This window comes from Sphingomonas rubra (assembly GCF_900115745.1).
Classification (GTDB): domain Bacteria; phylum Pseudomonadota; class Alphaproteobacteria; order Sphingomonadales; family Sphingomonadaceae; genus Sphingomonas; species Sphingomonas rubra.
The window spans coordinates 236,390-251,453 of record NZ_FOXP01000001.1 but is presented as its reverse complement, the minus strand read 5'-3'; the positions used below and the strand labels follow the sequence as shown (position 1 = coordinate 251,453).

Below are 15,064 nucleotides of genomic sequence, written 5' to 3'. Positions count from 1 at the left end.
AGGCGATGCGCTCGTAACCTGCCCTTCGACGTCGCTCAGGGCGAACGGTGCTGGGTCAACCTAGCGTCATCACCCTCTTAGGACGGATCGACATTCGGCATTTTTCCACCCCGGCGAAGGCCGGGGTCCAGTCGGGAAGGTCGTGGAAGAGGTGCGACGACCGACCGTTTGCGTCTCCCAGCTGGACCCCGGCCTTCGCCGGGGTGGATGATGAGGCGAAGCGTTGAATGTCGATCCGCCCTAGCGGCACTCTCGATCAGCCGTTTTCATGGAGGGCCTCTCCGCGCCTAGCGGACGAAGCGGGCGGCGAGTTCGACGTGGGTGGACCAGCGGAACTGGCCGACGGGTTGAATCCAGTCGATGCGCCAGCCGCCCGCCACCATCGCCTTGGCGTCGCGGGCGAAGCTGCTGGGGTTGCACGAGACGTAGGCGATGCTCGCGACCGTGCAGTCGGCGAGCGCCGCGGCCTGTTCGCGGGCGCCGGCGCGCGGGGGATCGAGGACGATCGCGTCGAAGCGGTCGAGCTCGGCGACGGTGAGCGGGCGGCGGAACAGGTCGCGATGCTCGGTGAAGATCGGGCGGGCGCGCATCGCGGCGGCGGACTTCAGCGCGGTGATGGCGTCGCGCGCACCCTCGGCGGCGTAGACGCGGGCCGGCAGGGCGAGCGCGAAGGTGCCGAGACCGGCGAACAGGTCGGCGACGGTGCGCGCATCGCCCACCGCCTCGCGAACGGCGGCGACGAGGGCGTCCTCGCCTTGGCTGGTCGCCTGGAGGAAGCCGCCGGGGGGGAAGGCGACGGGGATGCCGCTGAGGGTGATCGTAACGGGCTGCGGTTCCCAGCGGGTTTCCGGGCCGAGACCGTCGTCGAGCGAGAGGCGTGCGACGGCGTGACGCTCGCAGAAGGCGGTGATCGCCTCGGCGGCGGCGAGACCTTCCGGCGCGAAGCCGGTGACGAGGATGTCGGGGCCCTGGTCGGCTAGCGCGAGATGGACGTCAGCGCGGCGCTTGAGCCCGAGCTTCTGGAACAGCGCGCGCAGGGGCGCGACGAGCGCGAACAGCGGGGGCGCGAGGATGTGGCACTCGCGCATGTCGACGATGCGGTGGCTTGCCTCGGCGGTGAAGCCGAGCAGGCCACGCTCGGCGTGAAGGGTCGCGCGACGGCGGGTGCGCGGGGGCGAGAGCAGCGTCGGGCGGAGCGGGGCGGACAACCCTTGCGCGTCGAGGGCGCCGGCGATGCGGTCGGCGACGAAGCCGGCGTAGCTCTCGTCGTCGAGATGCTGGAGCTGGCAGCCGCCACAATCGGGGAAGTGACGGCACGGCGGCGCCTGGTGGTGCGGACCGGGCACGACCTCGCCCGCATCGGTCAGGGTGTCGCCGGGGGCGGAGAGAGGCGCGTGGCGGCCGTCGTCGGCGACGCCGTCGCCGCGCGCGGCGACGCGGAGGATGAGGCTCATCGGACGCGCGATAGCGCGGCGGCGAGGTCGTCGGCAATGAAGGATCGACCGCAGCGGCGCGCGGCCCGGCCGTGGAGCCAGACGGCGGCGGCGGCCGCGTCCAGCGCGGCGACGCCGCTCGCCAGCGTCGCGCCGGTGGCGCCCGCCAGCACGTCGCCGCTGCCGGCGGTCGAGAGCCAATCGTCGGCGTCGCCAGCGACCACGGCGCGGCCGTCCGGGGCGGCGATGACGGTGTCGGGGCCCTTGTGGACGACGATCGCGCGGGCGCGGGCGGCCGCGGCGAGGGTGCGATCGATCTTGCTCCCCTGCCCTTTTCCGAACAGCGCGGCGAACTCGCCAGCATGGGGGGTGAGGATCGCGGCGGCTTGGCGGTCGGCGAGGCGGTCGAGGTCGAGCAGGTGGAGGGCGTCGCCGTCGATGACCAACGGGCGGTCGGTGGCGAGTGCGGCGTCGAGCCGCGTATGGGCGGCGGCGTCGCGGCCGAGGCCGGGGCCGATCACCACGGCGCCGATGCGCGGATCGTCGAGCGCGGCGGGGCTCCAGGGCTTGCGGACCAGCGCGTGCGGCGGCCCCTGCCCGTCGCCGAGATGGACGACGTAGCCGGCACCCGCGCGCATCGCGGCGAGCGCGGCGAGCTCGCCCGCGCCGGCCATCGCGCCGCCGACCACCGCGACCATGCCGCGGGTGAACTTGTGGCTGTCGGGGCCGGGTTCGGGCAAGGTCGGGGCGGCGATGGCGTGGCAGGACGAGGGTGCGGCGATGCCGAGGTCGAGCAGGCGGACGGTGCCGGCGTAGCGCGCGGCGGGTTGCAGCAGATGGGCAGGCTTGAGCGCGGCGAGGGCAAGCGTGACCTGCGCGGGCGGCGGCGTGGAGAGGACGGCGCCGTCGTCGCTTGCGATGCCGCTCGGCAGGTCGACGGCGACGTGGAGTTGCGCCGCGGCGGCGAGGCGGTGCCAGGGCGCCGTGATCGCGTGCCCAAGCAGGCGCGAGAGGCCGGTGCCGAACAGCGCGTCGACCAGCACGGGGGCGGGCTGCGCGTTGGCGAGCGTCTCGACGCGCCCGGTCCAGCGCGCGGCGGCGGCACGGGCGAGATCGGTGGTGGGTGGCGCCACGGCGGCGAGGCGGACGGCGTGGCCCGCCGCGGCGAGCGCGGCCGCGGCGACGTAGCCGTCGCCGCCGTTGTTACCGGGGCCGCACAGGATCAGCACGGGGGACGGGCCCGCCAGCCGGGCCACCGCCTGCGCCACGGCCCGGCCGGCGCGGTCCATCAGGGCGGAGAGGTCGCCGTGCGCCTGCTCCGCGGCGCGCATCGCGGCGGCGGTGAGGATCGGCTGGCCGTCGGGCGGGATCAACGGTGGTGCATCTCAGATATCGGCGTAGACATGGCGTTCCTCACGCGCGCCGGGATGGGTCAGCGCGCCCTTGCAGGCGGGACCGACGGTGCGCGCATAGCGCCACAAGGCGCCCGAGCCGTAATCGTTGACGCGGGGGAGCCAGGCGGCGCGGCGGGCGGCGAGCGTTGCGTCGTCGACGAGGAGGTCGATCGTGCCCGCCTCCGCGTCGATGCGGATGGTGTCGCCGTCCTCGACCAGCGCGATCGGGCCGCCATCCGCCGCCTCCGGCCCGACATGGCCGATGCAGAAGCCGCGGGTGGCGCCGGAGAAGCGGCCGTCGGTGATGAGCGCGACCTTCTCGCCCATTCCCAGGCCGTAGAGCGCGGCGGTGGTGGACAGCATCTCGCGCATGCCGGGCCCGCCCTTGGGACCCTCGTAGCGGATGACGAGCACCTCCCCTTCCGCGACCGCGCGCGCCTCGACGGCGGCGAAGCAATCCTCCTCGCAGTCGAAGACGCGCGCCGGCCCCTCGAACTGGAGGCGGTGCATGCCGGCGACCTTCACGATCGCGCCGTCGGGGGCAAGTGTGCCGCGCAGGCCGACGACGCCGCCGGTGGGGCTGAGCGGCGTCGCGACGTCGTAGATGACCTTCTGGTCGGGGTTCCAGGTGACCTGGTCGATATTCTCAGCCAGCGTGCGGCCGGTGACGGTCAGGCAGTCGCCGTCGAGCAGGTCGTGGGCGAGCATGGTCTTCATCAGCATGTAGACGCCGCCCGCCTCGTACATGTCCTTGGCGACGTATCGGCCGCCGGGCTTGAGGTCGGCAATGTAGGGGGCCGACTTGAACGCGTCGGCGACGTCGTGGAGGTCGAAGTCGATCCCCGCCTCGCTCGCCATCGCGGGCAGATGGAGCGCGGCGTTGGTGGAGCCGCCGGTGGCGGCGACGACGCGGGCGGCGTTGACGAAGGCGGCGCGGGTGCAGATGTCGCGCGGGCGCAGTTGCCGCGCGATCAGTTCCATCACCTGCGCGCCGGCGGCGACGGCGATCTGCTCGCGCGAGGTGTAGGGCGCGGGCACCATGTTGCTGTTGGGCAGCGACAGGCCGATCGCCTCGCCGACGCAGGCCATGGTGTTGGCGGTGAACTGGCCCCCGCAGGCGCCGTGGCCGGGGCACGCCACCTTCTCCAGCGCGTGCACCTCCTCCAGCGGGCAGGCGCCGGCGGCGTAGCGACCGACGACCTCGAACACGTCGATCACGGTGACATCGCGGTTCTGGAAGCGGCCGGGGAGGATCGAGCCGCCATAAACGAAGACGGAGGGCACGTTGAGGCGCAGCATCGCCATCATCATGCCCGGCAGCGACTTGTCGCAGCCCGCAAAGCCGACCAGCGCGTCGTAGCAATGGCCGCGGACGGACAACTCGACCGAATCGGCGATCACCTCGCGGCTGACCAGCGAGGATTTCATGCCCTGGTGGCCCATGGCGATGCCGTCGGTGACGGTGATGGTGTTGAAGCGGCGCGGCAGGCCGCCGCCCTGGATCACGCCCGCCTGCGCGGCATCGGCCTGCGCGTCGAGCGTGGTGTTGCACGGCGCGGAGTTGTTGCCGGCCGAGGCGAGCGCCACGAACGGGCGGGCGATCTCCTCCTCCGAGATGCCCATGGCGTAGTAATAGCTGCGGTGGGGCGCGCGTTCTGGGCCGACGGAGACGTGGCGGCTGGGCAGGCGGGACTTGTCGAACTGGGTCATGGCGAACGCCTATGTCGCCGGACCTCGGTTCGGCGCAAGCTTATTACGCGTAGTAGCGGATGCGAGCGCGGCGCAGCGTGCGGTCCTCCAGCGAATAATAGAGCGAGATCATGTCGTCCTCGACCACGGTCGAGCCGGCGAAGGCGATGTCGGTCTTGCCGCGCTCGACAGGTGGCGGCGGCAGGATGACGGGTTCGAGCCCCCGCCCCGTCACCGTCGCATAATCGTCGGAGAAGCTGATCCAGCCGATCCGCCAGCGCGCGTCGACGGTGGCGCCGTTGTAGAACATGACGGGGTCGGCGCTCGGCATCCTGCAGATCGGGCCGGTCGACAGGTGCCAATTGTCCCAGGAATCGGCACGGATGGGAAAGGGATCGGCGACGGAGGTCCAGCGATCGTGGAGCATCGTCGCTCCGGCGAGACCGATACGGGAGGCGCCGACGCCGCCCTCCTCGGTCGCTGCATATTCGTAGAACAGGCGCCAGTCGCCCGCGGGCGTGCGGACGACGGTGGCTTCCTTGATGTTTCCCTCCCCCGGCGGGGCGGGGAGGACGATGCGGCGCTTCCGCAAGGCATCCAGCGACGAACCGGTGGCGACGATCATCACGCCCTGCGTGCGGGCGGCATCGACGCCGGTATAATAGATGACGTAGCCGCCGTCGTCGTCGATCACGACGGTGGGGTCCTCGCACCCGCCCGCGTCGGGATCGGCCGGGTCGGTGCCGGGCGTGATGGCGAGATCGGGATCGAGGGTGAAGGCGAGGCCGTCGTCGCTCCATCCCGCGGCGATCACGCCGGTCGGGTCGTGCGGGCCCATCGGATTGGGCACGCCGCGCACGAGCATCCGGTAACGGCCGCCCTCCCGCCAGACGTATGGGCTCATCAGGTCCATGCCGTCGAGCGGCGAGCCGGGCGCGATGGTGACGGCGTCGATCTGTTCCACGGCGTAGGTCGGCATGACGCTCTCTCAGGCCCCTTGCGCGACGGTGAGCGACAGGGCGCCGTCGATCGTCACGGTGGTGCCGGTGATATAGTCGGCGGCGGGCGAGAGGAGAAAGGCGACGAGCGCGGCGACCTCGTCCGGTGTACCGGCGCGGCCCCAGGGAATGTTGGCCTCCAGCTTGCGGCGATAAGCGACGTCGTCGACGGCGTGCTGGTTCATCGGCGTCAGGATCATTCCCGGCGCGACGCCGTTGACCGCGATCCGCTGCGGCGCGAGTTCGAGCGCGAGGGTGGCGGTGAGCTGCGCGAGGCCGCCCTTGGCCGCGTCATAGTCGACGCCGCCGGCGCGCGGCGCGCGTTCGTGGATCGACGAGATGTTGACGATGCGGCCACCCTGCCCGTTGCCCTGCCCCTTGCCCAGTTTGGTCAGCGCCTGGGCAAAGCGGCGGCAGGTGAGGAAGGGGCCGATCAGGTCGGCGTGGAGCACGCGATCGAACTGGGCGAGCGGCATGTCGACCAGACGGACGCCGCTCATGTTGAGCCCGGCCGAGTTGACCAGCCGGGTGACGCGGCCGAACGCCTTCTCCGCGGCGGCGAACAGCGCCTCGACCTGCTGCTCGTCGCCGACGTCGCATTGGACGGGGAGCGCGTGCGCCTCGCCACCGGCCTCGTCGCGGACGTGCGCCGCGGCGGCGACATCCTTGAAATAGGTGAAGACGACGCGAGTGCCGGTGCGGGCCAGGGCGACGACGCACGCGGCGCCGATCCCGGACTCGCCGCCGGTGACGATCGCGACGGGCGATGGGGCTATGTCGGTCATATCGCGCAAGCGCGCCGCCCCCACTCCGAGTTCCGTGACGATTGCGTTATGATCCGCGCGGCGGCTACCGCCCGTGCATCGCCATGAGCGCGATCAGCAGGACCATGACGAGGACGACGAGGTCGAACAGGACGGCGAGGAGCAGCAGGCTGCCGGTATGATTGTCGTAACGCCGGGCGACCAGCGGAAGGGCGACAAGCGTGGTCGCGACGGCGAAACCGCCGCCGAGCGCGGTCGCGACGAGAACCACCGCGACGACGGCGGAGAGAAGCAGGGCGTGGCGGCGAAGCGCGGACATCGGCGCCGCGAAAGGCCGACGAGCCGCTACAGCGAGGCGAGCGCCCGGGCGACGCCGTCCATGGTGAACGGCTTCTGGAGGACGGGGCGGGAGCGGAAGCGTTCGTCGACGCTCTCGTCGCCGCCGCCGGTGGCGAAGACGAAGGGAACGCCGGCGTCGGCCAGCGCCTCGGCGATCGGCGTGCTCTTCTCGCCGCCGCGCAGGTTGACGTCGAGGATCGCGGCGTCGATACCGCCGCCACCGACGCGTTCAAGCGCGGTGGCGACGCTGTCGGCGGTGCCGGCGACGTCCTGATCAAGCACGTCGAGGAAATCCTCGAGCATCATGGCGATCAGGGGCTCGTCCTCGACGATCAGGATCTGTTTGCGCGCGGTCATCACGCACGCCCTAGCCGGTATCGGAACGGCTTGGCAACAAAGGCCTTATCGCGTCGCCAGTGCGTCGCGCGCGGCGTCGGCGAGCTGCTGGACCGAGAAGGGTTTGGGCATGAAGCGGACATGGTCGATGTCGATCAGGCGGCGCAGCTGCTCCTCGGCATAGCCCGACATGAAGAGGACGGGCATGTCGGGGTATTTCTCCCGCACCCGGCGCGCCATGGTGGGGCCGTCGAGCACCGGCATCATCACGTCGGAGATGAGCAGATCGGGCCGATCGACGGTGGCGAGCAGGTCCAGCGCCGCCTCCCCGTTCTCGGCGGTGAGGACGGTGTAGCCCTGGCGCACCAGCGCGCGCTCGGCGACGGCGCGCACCATGTCCTCGTCCTCGACGAGCAGCACCGTGCCCTGCCCCCAGCTGCCGCTGCGCGGAGCGGGGCGCGCGGCGGTGCGCAGCGGCTCGGCGACGGCGGCGGTGTGGACGGGCAGGTAGATGGTGAAGGTGGCGCCCTGCCCCGGCTTCGAATCGGCGAAGATCCAGCCGCCCGACTGCTTGACGATCCCGTAGACGGTGGAAAGGCCGAGGCCGGTGCCCTTGCCGAGTTCCTTGGTGGTGAAGAACGGCTCGAAGATCTTGGGCAGCACCTCGGCAGGGATACCGGTGCCGGTGTCGCTGACCGACAGGGCGGTGTAGTCGGCCGGGGGCAGGATGTCGGTGCCCATCGCGCGCACGTCGGCGGCGGACACGGCGAAGGTGTTGATGGTGAGCGTGCCGCTGGTGCCCGTTGCCAGGATCGCGTCGCGCGCGTTGACCGCCAGGTTGACGACGACCTGTTCCATCTGCCCCGGATCGGCCCGGACGGGAGCGAGCGCGCGACCGTGGCTGACGTCGAGGCGCACCTTCTCGCCGATCACGCGCTGGAGGAGCGACGACACTTCCGAGACCACGTCGGGTAACTGCAGGATTTGCGGGCGCAGCGTCTGCTGGCGCGAGAAGGCGAGGAGCTGGCGCGTCAGGCTGGCGGCGCGGTTGGCGTTGGTGCGGACCTGCTGGATGTCGTCGTAATCGCTGTCGCCGGGCGAGTGGCGCATCAGCATCAGGTCGCAGTGGCCAAGGATGCCGGTGAGGATGTTGTTGAAGTCGTGCGCGACGCCGCCCGCCAGCTGGCCGACCGCCTGCATCTTGGTCGCCTGCGCGACCTCGCGCTTCAGGCGGACCTCCTCCGAATTGTCCTTGAGGCTGAGGAGGACGGCGGCCTCGCCCAGGCCGCGCGCGCCCGCGATGGTGAGCGCGACCGGCTCGTCCGGGTGATCGCGCAGGCGGACGGCCATGTCGGCGGAGTGGGTGGCGCCTCCGGCGAAGCGGCGGATCGCGTCGGCCACCGCGGCCTTGTCCTCGCGCACGACCAAGTCGCCGGGATAGACGGGCGCCTCGGCGGGCGCGACGCCGGCGGCACGGGCAAAGGCGTCGTTCATCTGGATGAAGCGGCCCTCGCGATCGACCAGCGCGATCCCGAACGGCATCAGCGAGACGAGGCTGCGGACATGCTCGGCCGCCGACGCCCCGACGGCGGGCGCGTCGTCATGGTCGTCGAGCAGCGCGACCAGGATCGCCCCGTCGCCGATGCCCGCGCCGACACCGGGCAGCGGCAGCTGGACGAGGCGCAGCGGCGTGCCCTCCAGCCCCTCGCGCTCGAACCGAACCAGGCCGCGGCTGTCGGTGATGAGGGTGCGGGCGAAGTCGCGGCCGACGAGGCTGCCCTGCTCGCCCAGGGCACGGGCCGAGAGGACGCGGTTGGCGTTGCGGACCTCGCCGTCGGCGGTGAGCAGCGCGGCCATCACGCCGACCTCGCCCAGCCGCTCGCCGACCTGGGTGGAGAGCGCGATCTCCAGGCGGCGAGCGACGTCCTCCTCGCGGTGCTCGGCGAAGCGCCAGACGAGCAGATCCGCCTCGTCGCCGGTGCGGGTGACGGTGACGGCGAGCGGGATGCCGCCGCGGGCGAGGTCGGCGGCGGCACGTCCGTCGCGCCAGGCGGCCTTGGCGGCGATGGCGAGCCGCTCACCCGCGTCGTCGTCGAGCGGCAGGCCGGGCGGCGTCGGCAGGTCCGAGAAATATGCCTCGTAGGCGTGGTTGGCGCAGACGAGAAGGCCGGTGCGATCGGTGACGGCGATCGGATCGCCGCCCGCATCGGCGACCTCGCGCGTCACCGACCAATCGAGTGCGCGCGCGCCGGGCGGGGCGACGGGTGCGAGCAGCCGCCAGGCGACGACGATGCCCGCGGAAACGATGGCGGCGGCCAGGAAGCCGGCGGCGGCGACCCAGCTGCCGGCGACCGCGAGCACCACGCCGCCCGCCACCGCGCCAGCGAGGGTCGCGACAATCGCGGCGGTGCGGGTCGGGGTGAGGCTGGCCATGCGGTGGTGGTCGCCGGGACGGCGGGCGGCGTCAAGCGCGCAGCAGCGATCGCGCTCCACCCACCACCTTCCCATCGTCATGCCGCCGAGGCAGGACGCACCGCCGGCAGGACCATTGACGTACCGCCAACGCCCATCGTCATGCCGGACTTGACCCGGCATCCATGGTGCCGCGCGTTCACCGGCCTGAGCGTTTGCGGAACCATGGACCCCGGATCACGCCCGGTATGACGATGGGGAAAAGCGTTCCCCTACCAGATGCGGACGCGCTGTTGCGGCTGGAGGTAGAGCTTCTGCGCAGGGGAAGGCTTGTAGGCGGCGTACCAGGGGTCGAGGTTGCGGACGACCCAGGTGCGCTGCTCGGAGGGCGAGTGCGGATCGGTGAGGAGGCGCTGGCGCAGGTTCGCCTCGCGGTAGTTGCGCCGCCATACCTGTGCCCAGCCGAGGTAGAAGCGCTGGTCGCCGGTGAAGCCGCCGAGCACCGGCGCGGGCTTGCCGCCGAGCGATTTCCTGTACGCGTCGTAGGCGACGGTCAGGCCGGCGAGGTCGGCGACGTTCTCGCCCAGCGTCAGCTTGCCGTTGACGTGGAGGCCGGGCAGCGGCTCGTAGGCGTTGTACTGTGCCACCAGCGCGTCGGTGCGCTGGGCGAAGGCGGCGACGTCGGCGGGAGTCCACCAGTCGGTCAACTCGCCCTTGGCGTCGTACTTGGCGCCCTGGTCGTCGAAATGGTGGCTCAGTTCGTGGCCGATCACCGCGCCGATGCCGCCATAGTTGACCGCCGGGTCCGCCTCGGGATCGAAGAAGGGCGGCTGGAGGATCGCGGCGGGGAAGACGATCTCGACCATGCCGAAATTGGCGTAGGCGTTGATGGTCATCGGCGTCATGCCCCACTCCCAGCGCTGGAGCGGCTTGCCGAGATGTTGGACGTTATACGCCTGCTGCCAATTGTTGGCGCGCCACTGGTTGCCGAAGGCGTCGCCCGAATTGATCTGGAGGCCGGAATAATCCTTCCAGCGATCGGGATAGCCGATCTTGGGCGTGAAGGCGGCGAGTTTCGCATGCGCCTTCACCTTGGTGGCGGGCGTCATCCATTCCAGCTTGTCGATGCGCGCGTCCATCGCGGCGATGACGTTCCTGACCAGCTTGTCGGCCGCAGCCTTGGTTTCCGGCGGGAAATAGCGCTGGACGTAGATCTTCGACACCTCGTCGTCGAGCGCGCCGGAGGTGAAGGCGACGGCACGCTTCCACCGTGCCTCCTGCTCGGGCGTGCCCGACAGCACGGTGCCGTAGAAGGCGAACTGCTCGCGATCGAACTCGCTCGGCAGCACGTCGGCGTAACCGTCGAGCGAGCGGACGAGCAACTGGTCCTGCAGGACCTGGAGCGGGGCCGCGGCGACCAGCTTGGCGATGCCCGCGACGGCCGTGGGCTGCGACACGATCACCGTGTCGACCGGCGCGCCGATACCCTTGAAATAGGTGGAGAAGTCGAAGCCGGGGGCCATGCGCTGGAGATCGGCGGCGGACATCTTGTTGTAGGTCTTGGTGGCGTCGCGGCTGTCGACGCGCGTCCAGCTGACCTGCGCGATCCTTGTCTCGTAATCGACCAGCGCGGCGGCGCGGGCGGCGGCGTTGGGCTCCCCCGCGCTCGCCAGCTGGCGCGCGATGTGCGCCTGATAGGCGGCCTTGGTCTCCGCGAGCTTGGCGTCTGGCTTCAGATAATAGTCGCGGTCGGGCATGCCGAGGCCCGACTGGGCGAGCGTCAGCGCGTAGACCTCGGGCTGCTTGTCGTCCTGGCCTACATAGCCCGCGAAGGGTCCCCCGATGCCGGCGCGCGTCGCCTCGGCAACCAGCGCGGGATAGGCGGCACGGTCCTTCAGCCCCTTGATCCGCGCGAGCCAGGGCTTGATCGGAGCCAGTCCCTTGGCCTCGATCGCGGCGGTGTCGGCATAGGTGGCGTAGGCGCGGCCGATCTTGGAGCCCTTGTCCTTCGCCGCCTCTTCCAGGATGCCGCGGGTGCGCTCTTCCGACAGGTCGGACAGGATGTTGAACGAGCCGTAGCTCGACTTGTCGCTGGGGATCGGCGTGTTCTTCGCCCAGGTGCCGTTGACGAAGGCGTAGAAATCGTCACCCGGTGCGACCTGGCGGTTCATGCCCGCCTCGTCGAAGCCGAACGTGCCGTATTGCGGCCCTTCCGCCTTGCGCGGCGCGACCGGCCCGACCGCGGCCTGGCCCTGGGTGATACGCGTTTCGGCGGTCTGCGACCAGGCGGCCGTGGCGATCGCGGCGGTGACGGCGAGGAGCGAGGCGGAATGAACGAGCTTCATGGACGGGCCTTGTTCGCTGAGGAAAGAAGAACCCGCCGGTCGCTGGGACCGGCGGGCGGAGGGGATCACCAGACCTTGATGCGATCGGCGGGCGCCAGATAGTATTTCGTGCCCGGCTCGACCTTGAACGACGCGTACCAGGGGTCGAGGTTGCGGACGACGTAGGCGCGCCAGTTGCCGGGCGTGTGCGGATCGGTGGTCAGCTGCTGGCGGACGGCGGCGTCGCGCGCCTTGGTCTGCCAGACCTGGCCGAAGCCGAGGAAGAAGCGCTGGTCGCCCGAGAAGCCGTCGATGACCGGCGCGGGCTTGCCCTTCAACGACAGGCGATAGGCGTCGTAGGCGACGGTGGCGCCGGCCAGGTCGGCGATGTTCTCGCCCAGCGTCAGCTCGCCGTTGACGTGCGCGCCGGGCAGCGGCTCGTAGGCGGCGTACTGCGCGACGACCTTGTCGGTATAGGCCTTGAAGCGCTGGACGTCCTGCGGCGTCCACCAGTCGGTGAGGTTGCCGCGCATGTCGAACTTGCGGCCCTGGTCGTCGAAATGGTGGCTGATCTCATGGCCGATCACCGCGCCGATCGCGCCGTAATTGACCGCCGGATCGGCGTTGGGATCGAAGAACGGCGGCTGCAGGATCGCGGCCGGGAACACGATCTCGTTCATCAGCGGGTTGGCATAGGCGTTGACCGTTTGCGGAGTCATGAACCATTCGCTGCGGTCGACGGGCTTGCCGATCTTGGCGAGCTGGCGGTTATACTCGAACAGGTTGGCGCGATCGGCGTTGCCGAGCACGTCGCCCTTCACCACCTTGAGCGACGAATAATCCTTCCACTTGTCGGGATAGCCGATCTTGGGGGTGAAGGCGGCGAGCTTCTGGCGGGCCTTCGCCTTGGTCTCGGGCGCCATCCAGTCGAGCTTGGACAGACGCACGTCGTAGGCGGCGATCAGGTTGCGGACGAGCTCGTCCATCTTCGCCTTCGATTCGGGCGGGAAATACTGCTGGACGTAGACTTGGCCCACCGCCTCGCCCAGCGAGCCGTTGACGAGGTCGACGCCGCGTTTCCACCGGTCCTTGAGCTGCGGCGTGCCCGACAGGGTGGTGCCGTAGAAGGCGAAATTCTCGTTGACGAAGGGCGACGACAGGAAGCGCGCGGCGTGGCTGATCTCGCGGAAGGCGAGATAGTCGCGCCACGTCGCCATCGGTGTGGCGGCGATGATCGCGGCGGTGCCCTTGAGCGCCGACGGCTGGCCGACGATCACGCGCGGCTGGCCGGCGAGCCCCGCCTCCTGAACGGTAGTCGCCCAGTCGAAGCCGGGCATCTGCGCGGCGAGCTGTGCGGTGGCGACGGGGTTGTACGCCTTTTCCACCTGGCGCTGCTCGGCGCGGGTCCAGTGGACGGCGGCGATCTTCTTCTCCAGGTCGAAGATGCGCTGCGCGGCGGCTTGCGGATCGGGATAGTTGGCGAGGCGCAGCATGGTGGCGATGTGCGCGACGTACTTGGTGCGCGCCTCGGCGAATTTGGGATTGTCGACCAGGTAATAGTCGCGGTCGGGCAGGCCGAGGCCGCCCTGCCCCGCGTAGACGGCGTACTGGCTGTTGTCCTTCAGGTCCTGCTGGACGCCGAGACCGATCGGCACGTCGATACCGCGCTTGGTCGCGTCGGCGAAATAGCGGGCGAGGTCGGCGGGGGTCTTCACCGCCGCGACCTTCGCCATGTAGGGTGCGAGCGGCTTGGCACCGGCCGCCTCGATCGCGGCGGCGTCCATGAAGCTGGCATAGGTGGTGCCGATCTTGTCGGGGATGCTGCCGGGCGCGTTCTGCTTGGCGGCGGCCTGCTCGATCAGCGTGCGGGTGCGCTGGTCGGACAGGTCGCGCAGGATCGCGAAGCCGCCCCAGCTGGCACGGTCGGCGGGGATCTCCGTCCGCTCCTGCCACTTGCCGTTGACGTATTTGTAGAAGTCGTCGCCCGGCTTGACCGAGGTGTCCATGTTGTCGAGCGCGACGCCGAAATCGCCCAGCTTCGGCTTGCCCGCGGCGGCGGCCGCGTCGGTCGCGCGGGCATTGGCCGGCGGGCTGGCCTGGCCCGGGCCGGCGACCGCCACGGTGGCGGGCGCGACGGAGGCGAGCAGAAGGGCGGCGAACGTCAGGCGCATCGATCATCCTTTGGTATCAGGAGTAACGTGATGCGGCGTGTTGTATCCGACTAAAGCGGTTCGTCAATCATGCTGTCGCTGATGCCGATTGCGCCACTTGTGGGTTATCCACGCGCGCCATGACAAGGCGGCGAGCGCGTAGCCGACCACCGCGCAGCCGCCGGTGAGGACGAGCAGGCCGAGCCCGAACGCCGGCCCCTTGTCCCACAGCCAGTGGAGGCCGCTGGTCGCCCATTGCAGCCAGCCGGTCGCCTGCTCCGCCACCGGCGCGGTCACCACGGCCATGTCGGTGCGGATCAGCCACGCGCCGATGCGGTAGGCGAGATACCACAGGATCGGTGTCGTCAGCGGGTTGGTGATGAAGGTGGTCAGCGCCGCTACCGGCACGTTGGCGCGGAACGGCAGCGCGAAGATGGCGGCGATGGCGATCTGCGCGACGGGAAAAAGGAAGCCCGCGACCATGCCGAGCGCGACGCCGCGCGGCACCGAGCGGCGGGTGAAGCGCCACAGCTCGGGCGCGAGCACGCGGTGCGCGACGGGGCGGAGCAGGCGGCTGCGCTCCATCGAGTCGCGGGTCGGCATGTTGCGCCGGCACCAGGACAGCGATCGCTGCCAGAGGGTCGGCGGCATGCTGGCCATCAGCCGCGTTCGCGCATGATCCGGCCGGCCTCGCGCTTCCACTCGCGTTCCTTGATGTGGGCGCGCTTGTCATGATCCTTGCGGCCCTTGGCGAGCGCGAGTTCGACCTTGGCGCGGCCCTGACCGTTGAAATAGACCGACAGCGCGATCAGCGTCATCCCCTCGCGCGCGACGGCGCCGTGAAGCTTGTTGATCTCGCGCTCGTGCAGCAGCAACTTCCTCGGGCGCTTCGCCTCGTGGTTGAAGCGGTTGCCGTGGCTGAACTCGGGCACGTTGGAATTGACGAGCCAGACCTCGCTGCCCTTCACCTCGGCGTAGCTCTCGGCGATCGAGCCCTCGCCGAAGCGGAGCGACTTCACCTCGGTGCCGGTGAGGGCGATGCCGGCCTCGTAGACGGTGTCGATCTCGTATTCGAAGCGCGCGCGGCGGTTCTCGGCGACGACCTTCTTCTTGTCGAACGTGGCGGGTTTGGGGCGGGACATCGTGGCGGTGATGTAGGCGCGAGTGGGGCGCGTGGGAAGCGGGGATGGTGGCGGGCGGGCGGATGTAATTCCCGCCCCATCCT

The 15,064-nt window shown here is 70.5% G+C and carries 12 protein-coding genes; all 12 read right to left on the bottom strand.

The window, feature by feature from the left end:
- Positions 1-287 precede the first annotated feature (287 nt).
- The 12 genes from BM145_RS01230 to smpB all read right to left on the bottom strand — a co-directional run bounded on the left by BM145_RS01230 (position 288) and on the right by smpB (position 14,981).
- Positions 288-1,454 (bottom strand): class I SAM-dependent RNA methyltransferase, encoded by a 1,167-nt coding sequence (locus BM145_RS01230; protein WP_093330249.1) that lies wholly within the window; start codon positions 1,452-1,454, stop codon positions 288-290.
- Positions 1,451-2,806, bottom strand: coding sequence for an NAD(P)H-hydrate dehydratase (locus BM145_RS01225; protein WP_093330247.1), 1,356 nt, complete (start codon positions 2,804-2,806; stop codon positions 1,451-1,453). The genes BM145_RS01230 and BM145_RS01225 overlap by 4 nt, the downstream gene beginning before the upstream one ends.
- 12 nt (positions 2,807-2,818) lie before the next feature.
- The gene (gene ilvD / locus BM145_RS01220; RefSeq protein WP_093330244.1) at positions 2,819-4,537 is read right to left on the bottom strand and encodes a dihydroxy-acid dehydratase; all 1,719 of its coding nucleotides are present in this window, start codon (positions 4,535-4,537) and stop codon (positions 2,819-2,821) included.
- Between the two features lie 43 nt (positions 4,538-4,580).
- Positions 4,581-5,495 carry a glycoside hydrolase family protein gene (locus tag BM145_RS01215; RefSeq protein WP_093330242.1) on the bottom strand — a complete coding sequence of 305 codons (915 nt, stop codon included), beginning with the start codon at positions 5,493-5,495 and terminating at the stop codon, positions 4,581-4,583.
- Between the two features lie 9 nt (positions 5,496-5,504).
- A complete protein-coding gene (locus BM145_RS01210; RefSeq protein WP_093330812.1) occupies positions 5,505-6,299 on the bottom strand; it encodes an SDR family NAD(P)-dependent oxidoreductase in 795 nt (264 codons plus the stop codon).
- Between the two features lie 64 nt (positions 6,300-6,363).
- Positions 6,364-6,597: a hypothetical protein gene (locus BM145_RS01205; protein ID WP_093330239.1), complete on the bottom strand. Its 234-nt coding sequence runs from the start codon at positions 6,595-6,597 to the stop codon at positions 6,364-6,366.
- A gap of 26 nt (positions 6,598-6,623) precedes the next feature.
- A complete protein-coding gene (locus BM145_RS01200) occupies positions 6,624-6,974 on the bottom strand; it encodes a response regulator (protein WP_093330237.1) in 351 nt (116 codons plus the stop codon).
- Positions 6,975-7,019: 45 nt separating this feature from the next.
- A complete protein-coding gene (locus tag BM145_RS01195; protein WP_093330811.1) occupies positions 7,020-9,386 on the bottom strand; it encodes a hybrid sensor histidine kinase/response regulator in 2,367 nt (788 codons plus the stop codon).
- Between the two features lie 251 nt (positions 9,387-9,637).
- Positions 9,638-11,710, bottom strand: coding sequence for a M13 family metallopeptidase (locus BM145_RS01190; protein ID WP_093330234.1), 2,073 nt, complete (start codon positions 11,708-11,710; stop codon positions 9,638-9,640).
- Between the two features lie 65 nt (positions 11,711-11,775).
- The gene (locus BM145_RS01185; protein WP_093330231.1) at positions 11,776-13,860 is read right to left on the bottom strand and encodes a M13 family metallopeptidase; all 2,085 of its coding nucleotides are present in this window, start codon (positions 13,858-13,860) and stop codon (positions 11,776-11,778) included.
- 63 nt (positions 13,861-13,923) lie between these two features.
- Positions 13,924-14,499, bottom strand: a complete 576-nt coding sequence (locus BM145_RS01180) for a DUF2062 domain-containing protein (RefSeq protein ID WP_093330229.1) — start codon at positions 14,497-14,499, stop codon at positions 13,924-13,926.
- On the bottom strand, positions 14,499-14,981 hold the full coding sequence (gene smpB, locus BM145_RS01175; RefSeq protein WP_093330226.1) for an SsrA-binding protein SmpB: 483 nt from the start codon (positions 14,979-14,981) through the stop codon (positions 14,499-14,501). Before smpB ends, BM145_RS01180 begins: the two co-directional genes overlap by 1 nt.
- Positions 14,982-15,064 lie beyond the last annotated feature (83 nt).

What these genes read in the sequence shown, in the direction of transcription:
- BM145_RS01230 (WP_093330249.1), bottom strand. Translation starts at nt 1,454, where the DNA reads ATGAGCCTCATCCTCCGCGTCGCCGCGCGCGGCGACGGCGTCGCCGAC.
- ilvD (WP_093330244.1), bottom strand. Translation starts at nt 4,537, where the DNA reads ATGACCCAGTTCGACAAGTCCCGCCTGCCCAGCCGCCACGTCTCCGTC.
- BM145_RS01215 (WP_093330242.1), bottom strand. Translation starts at nt 5,495, where the DNA reads ATGCCGACCTACGCCGTGGAACAGATCGACGCCGTCACCATCGCGCCC.
- BM145_RS01210 (WP_093330812.1), bottom strand. Translation starts at nt 6,299, where the DNA reads ATGACCGACATAGCCCCATCGCCCGTCGCGATCGTCACCGGCGGCGAG.
- BM145_RS01205 (WP_093330239.1), bottom strand. Translation starts at nt 6,597, where the DNA reads ATGTCCGCGCTTCGCCGCCACGCCCTGCTTCTCTCCGCCGTCGTCGCG.
- BM145_RS01200 (WP_093330237.1), bottom strand. Translation starts at nt 6,974, where the DNA reads ATGACCGCGCGCAAACAGATCCTGATCGTCGAGGACGAGCCCCTGATC.
- BM145_RS01195 (WP_093330811.1), bottom strand. Translation starts at nt 9,386, where the DNA reads ATGGCCAGCCTCACCCCGACCCGCACCGCCGCGATTGTCGCGACCCTC.
- BM145_RS01190 (WP_093330234.1), bottom strand. Translation starts at nt 11,710, where the DNA reads ATGAAGCTCGTTCATTCCGCCTCGCTCCTCGCCGTCACCGCCGCGATC.
- BM145_RS01185 (WP_093330231.1), bottom strand. Translation starts at nt 13,860, where the DNA reads ATGCGCCTGACGTTCGCCGCCCTTCTGCTCGCCTCCGTCGCGCCCGCC.
- BM145_RS01180 (WP_093330229.1), bottom strand. Translation starts at nt 14,499, where the DNA reads ATGGCCAGCATGCCGCCGACCCTCTGGCAGCGATCGCTGTCCTGGTGC.
- smpB (WP_093330226.1), bottom strand. Translation starts at nt 14,981, where the DNA reads ATGTCCCGCCCCAAACCCGCCACGTTCGACAAGAAGAAGGTCGTCGCC.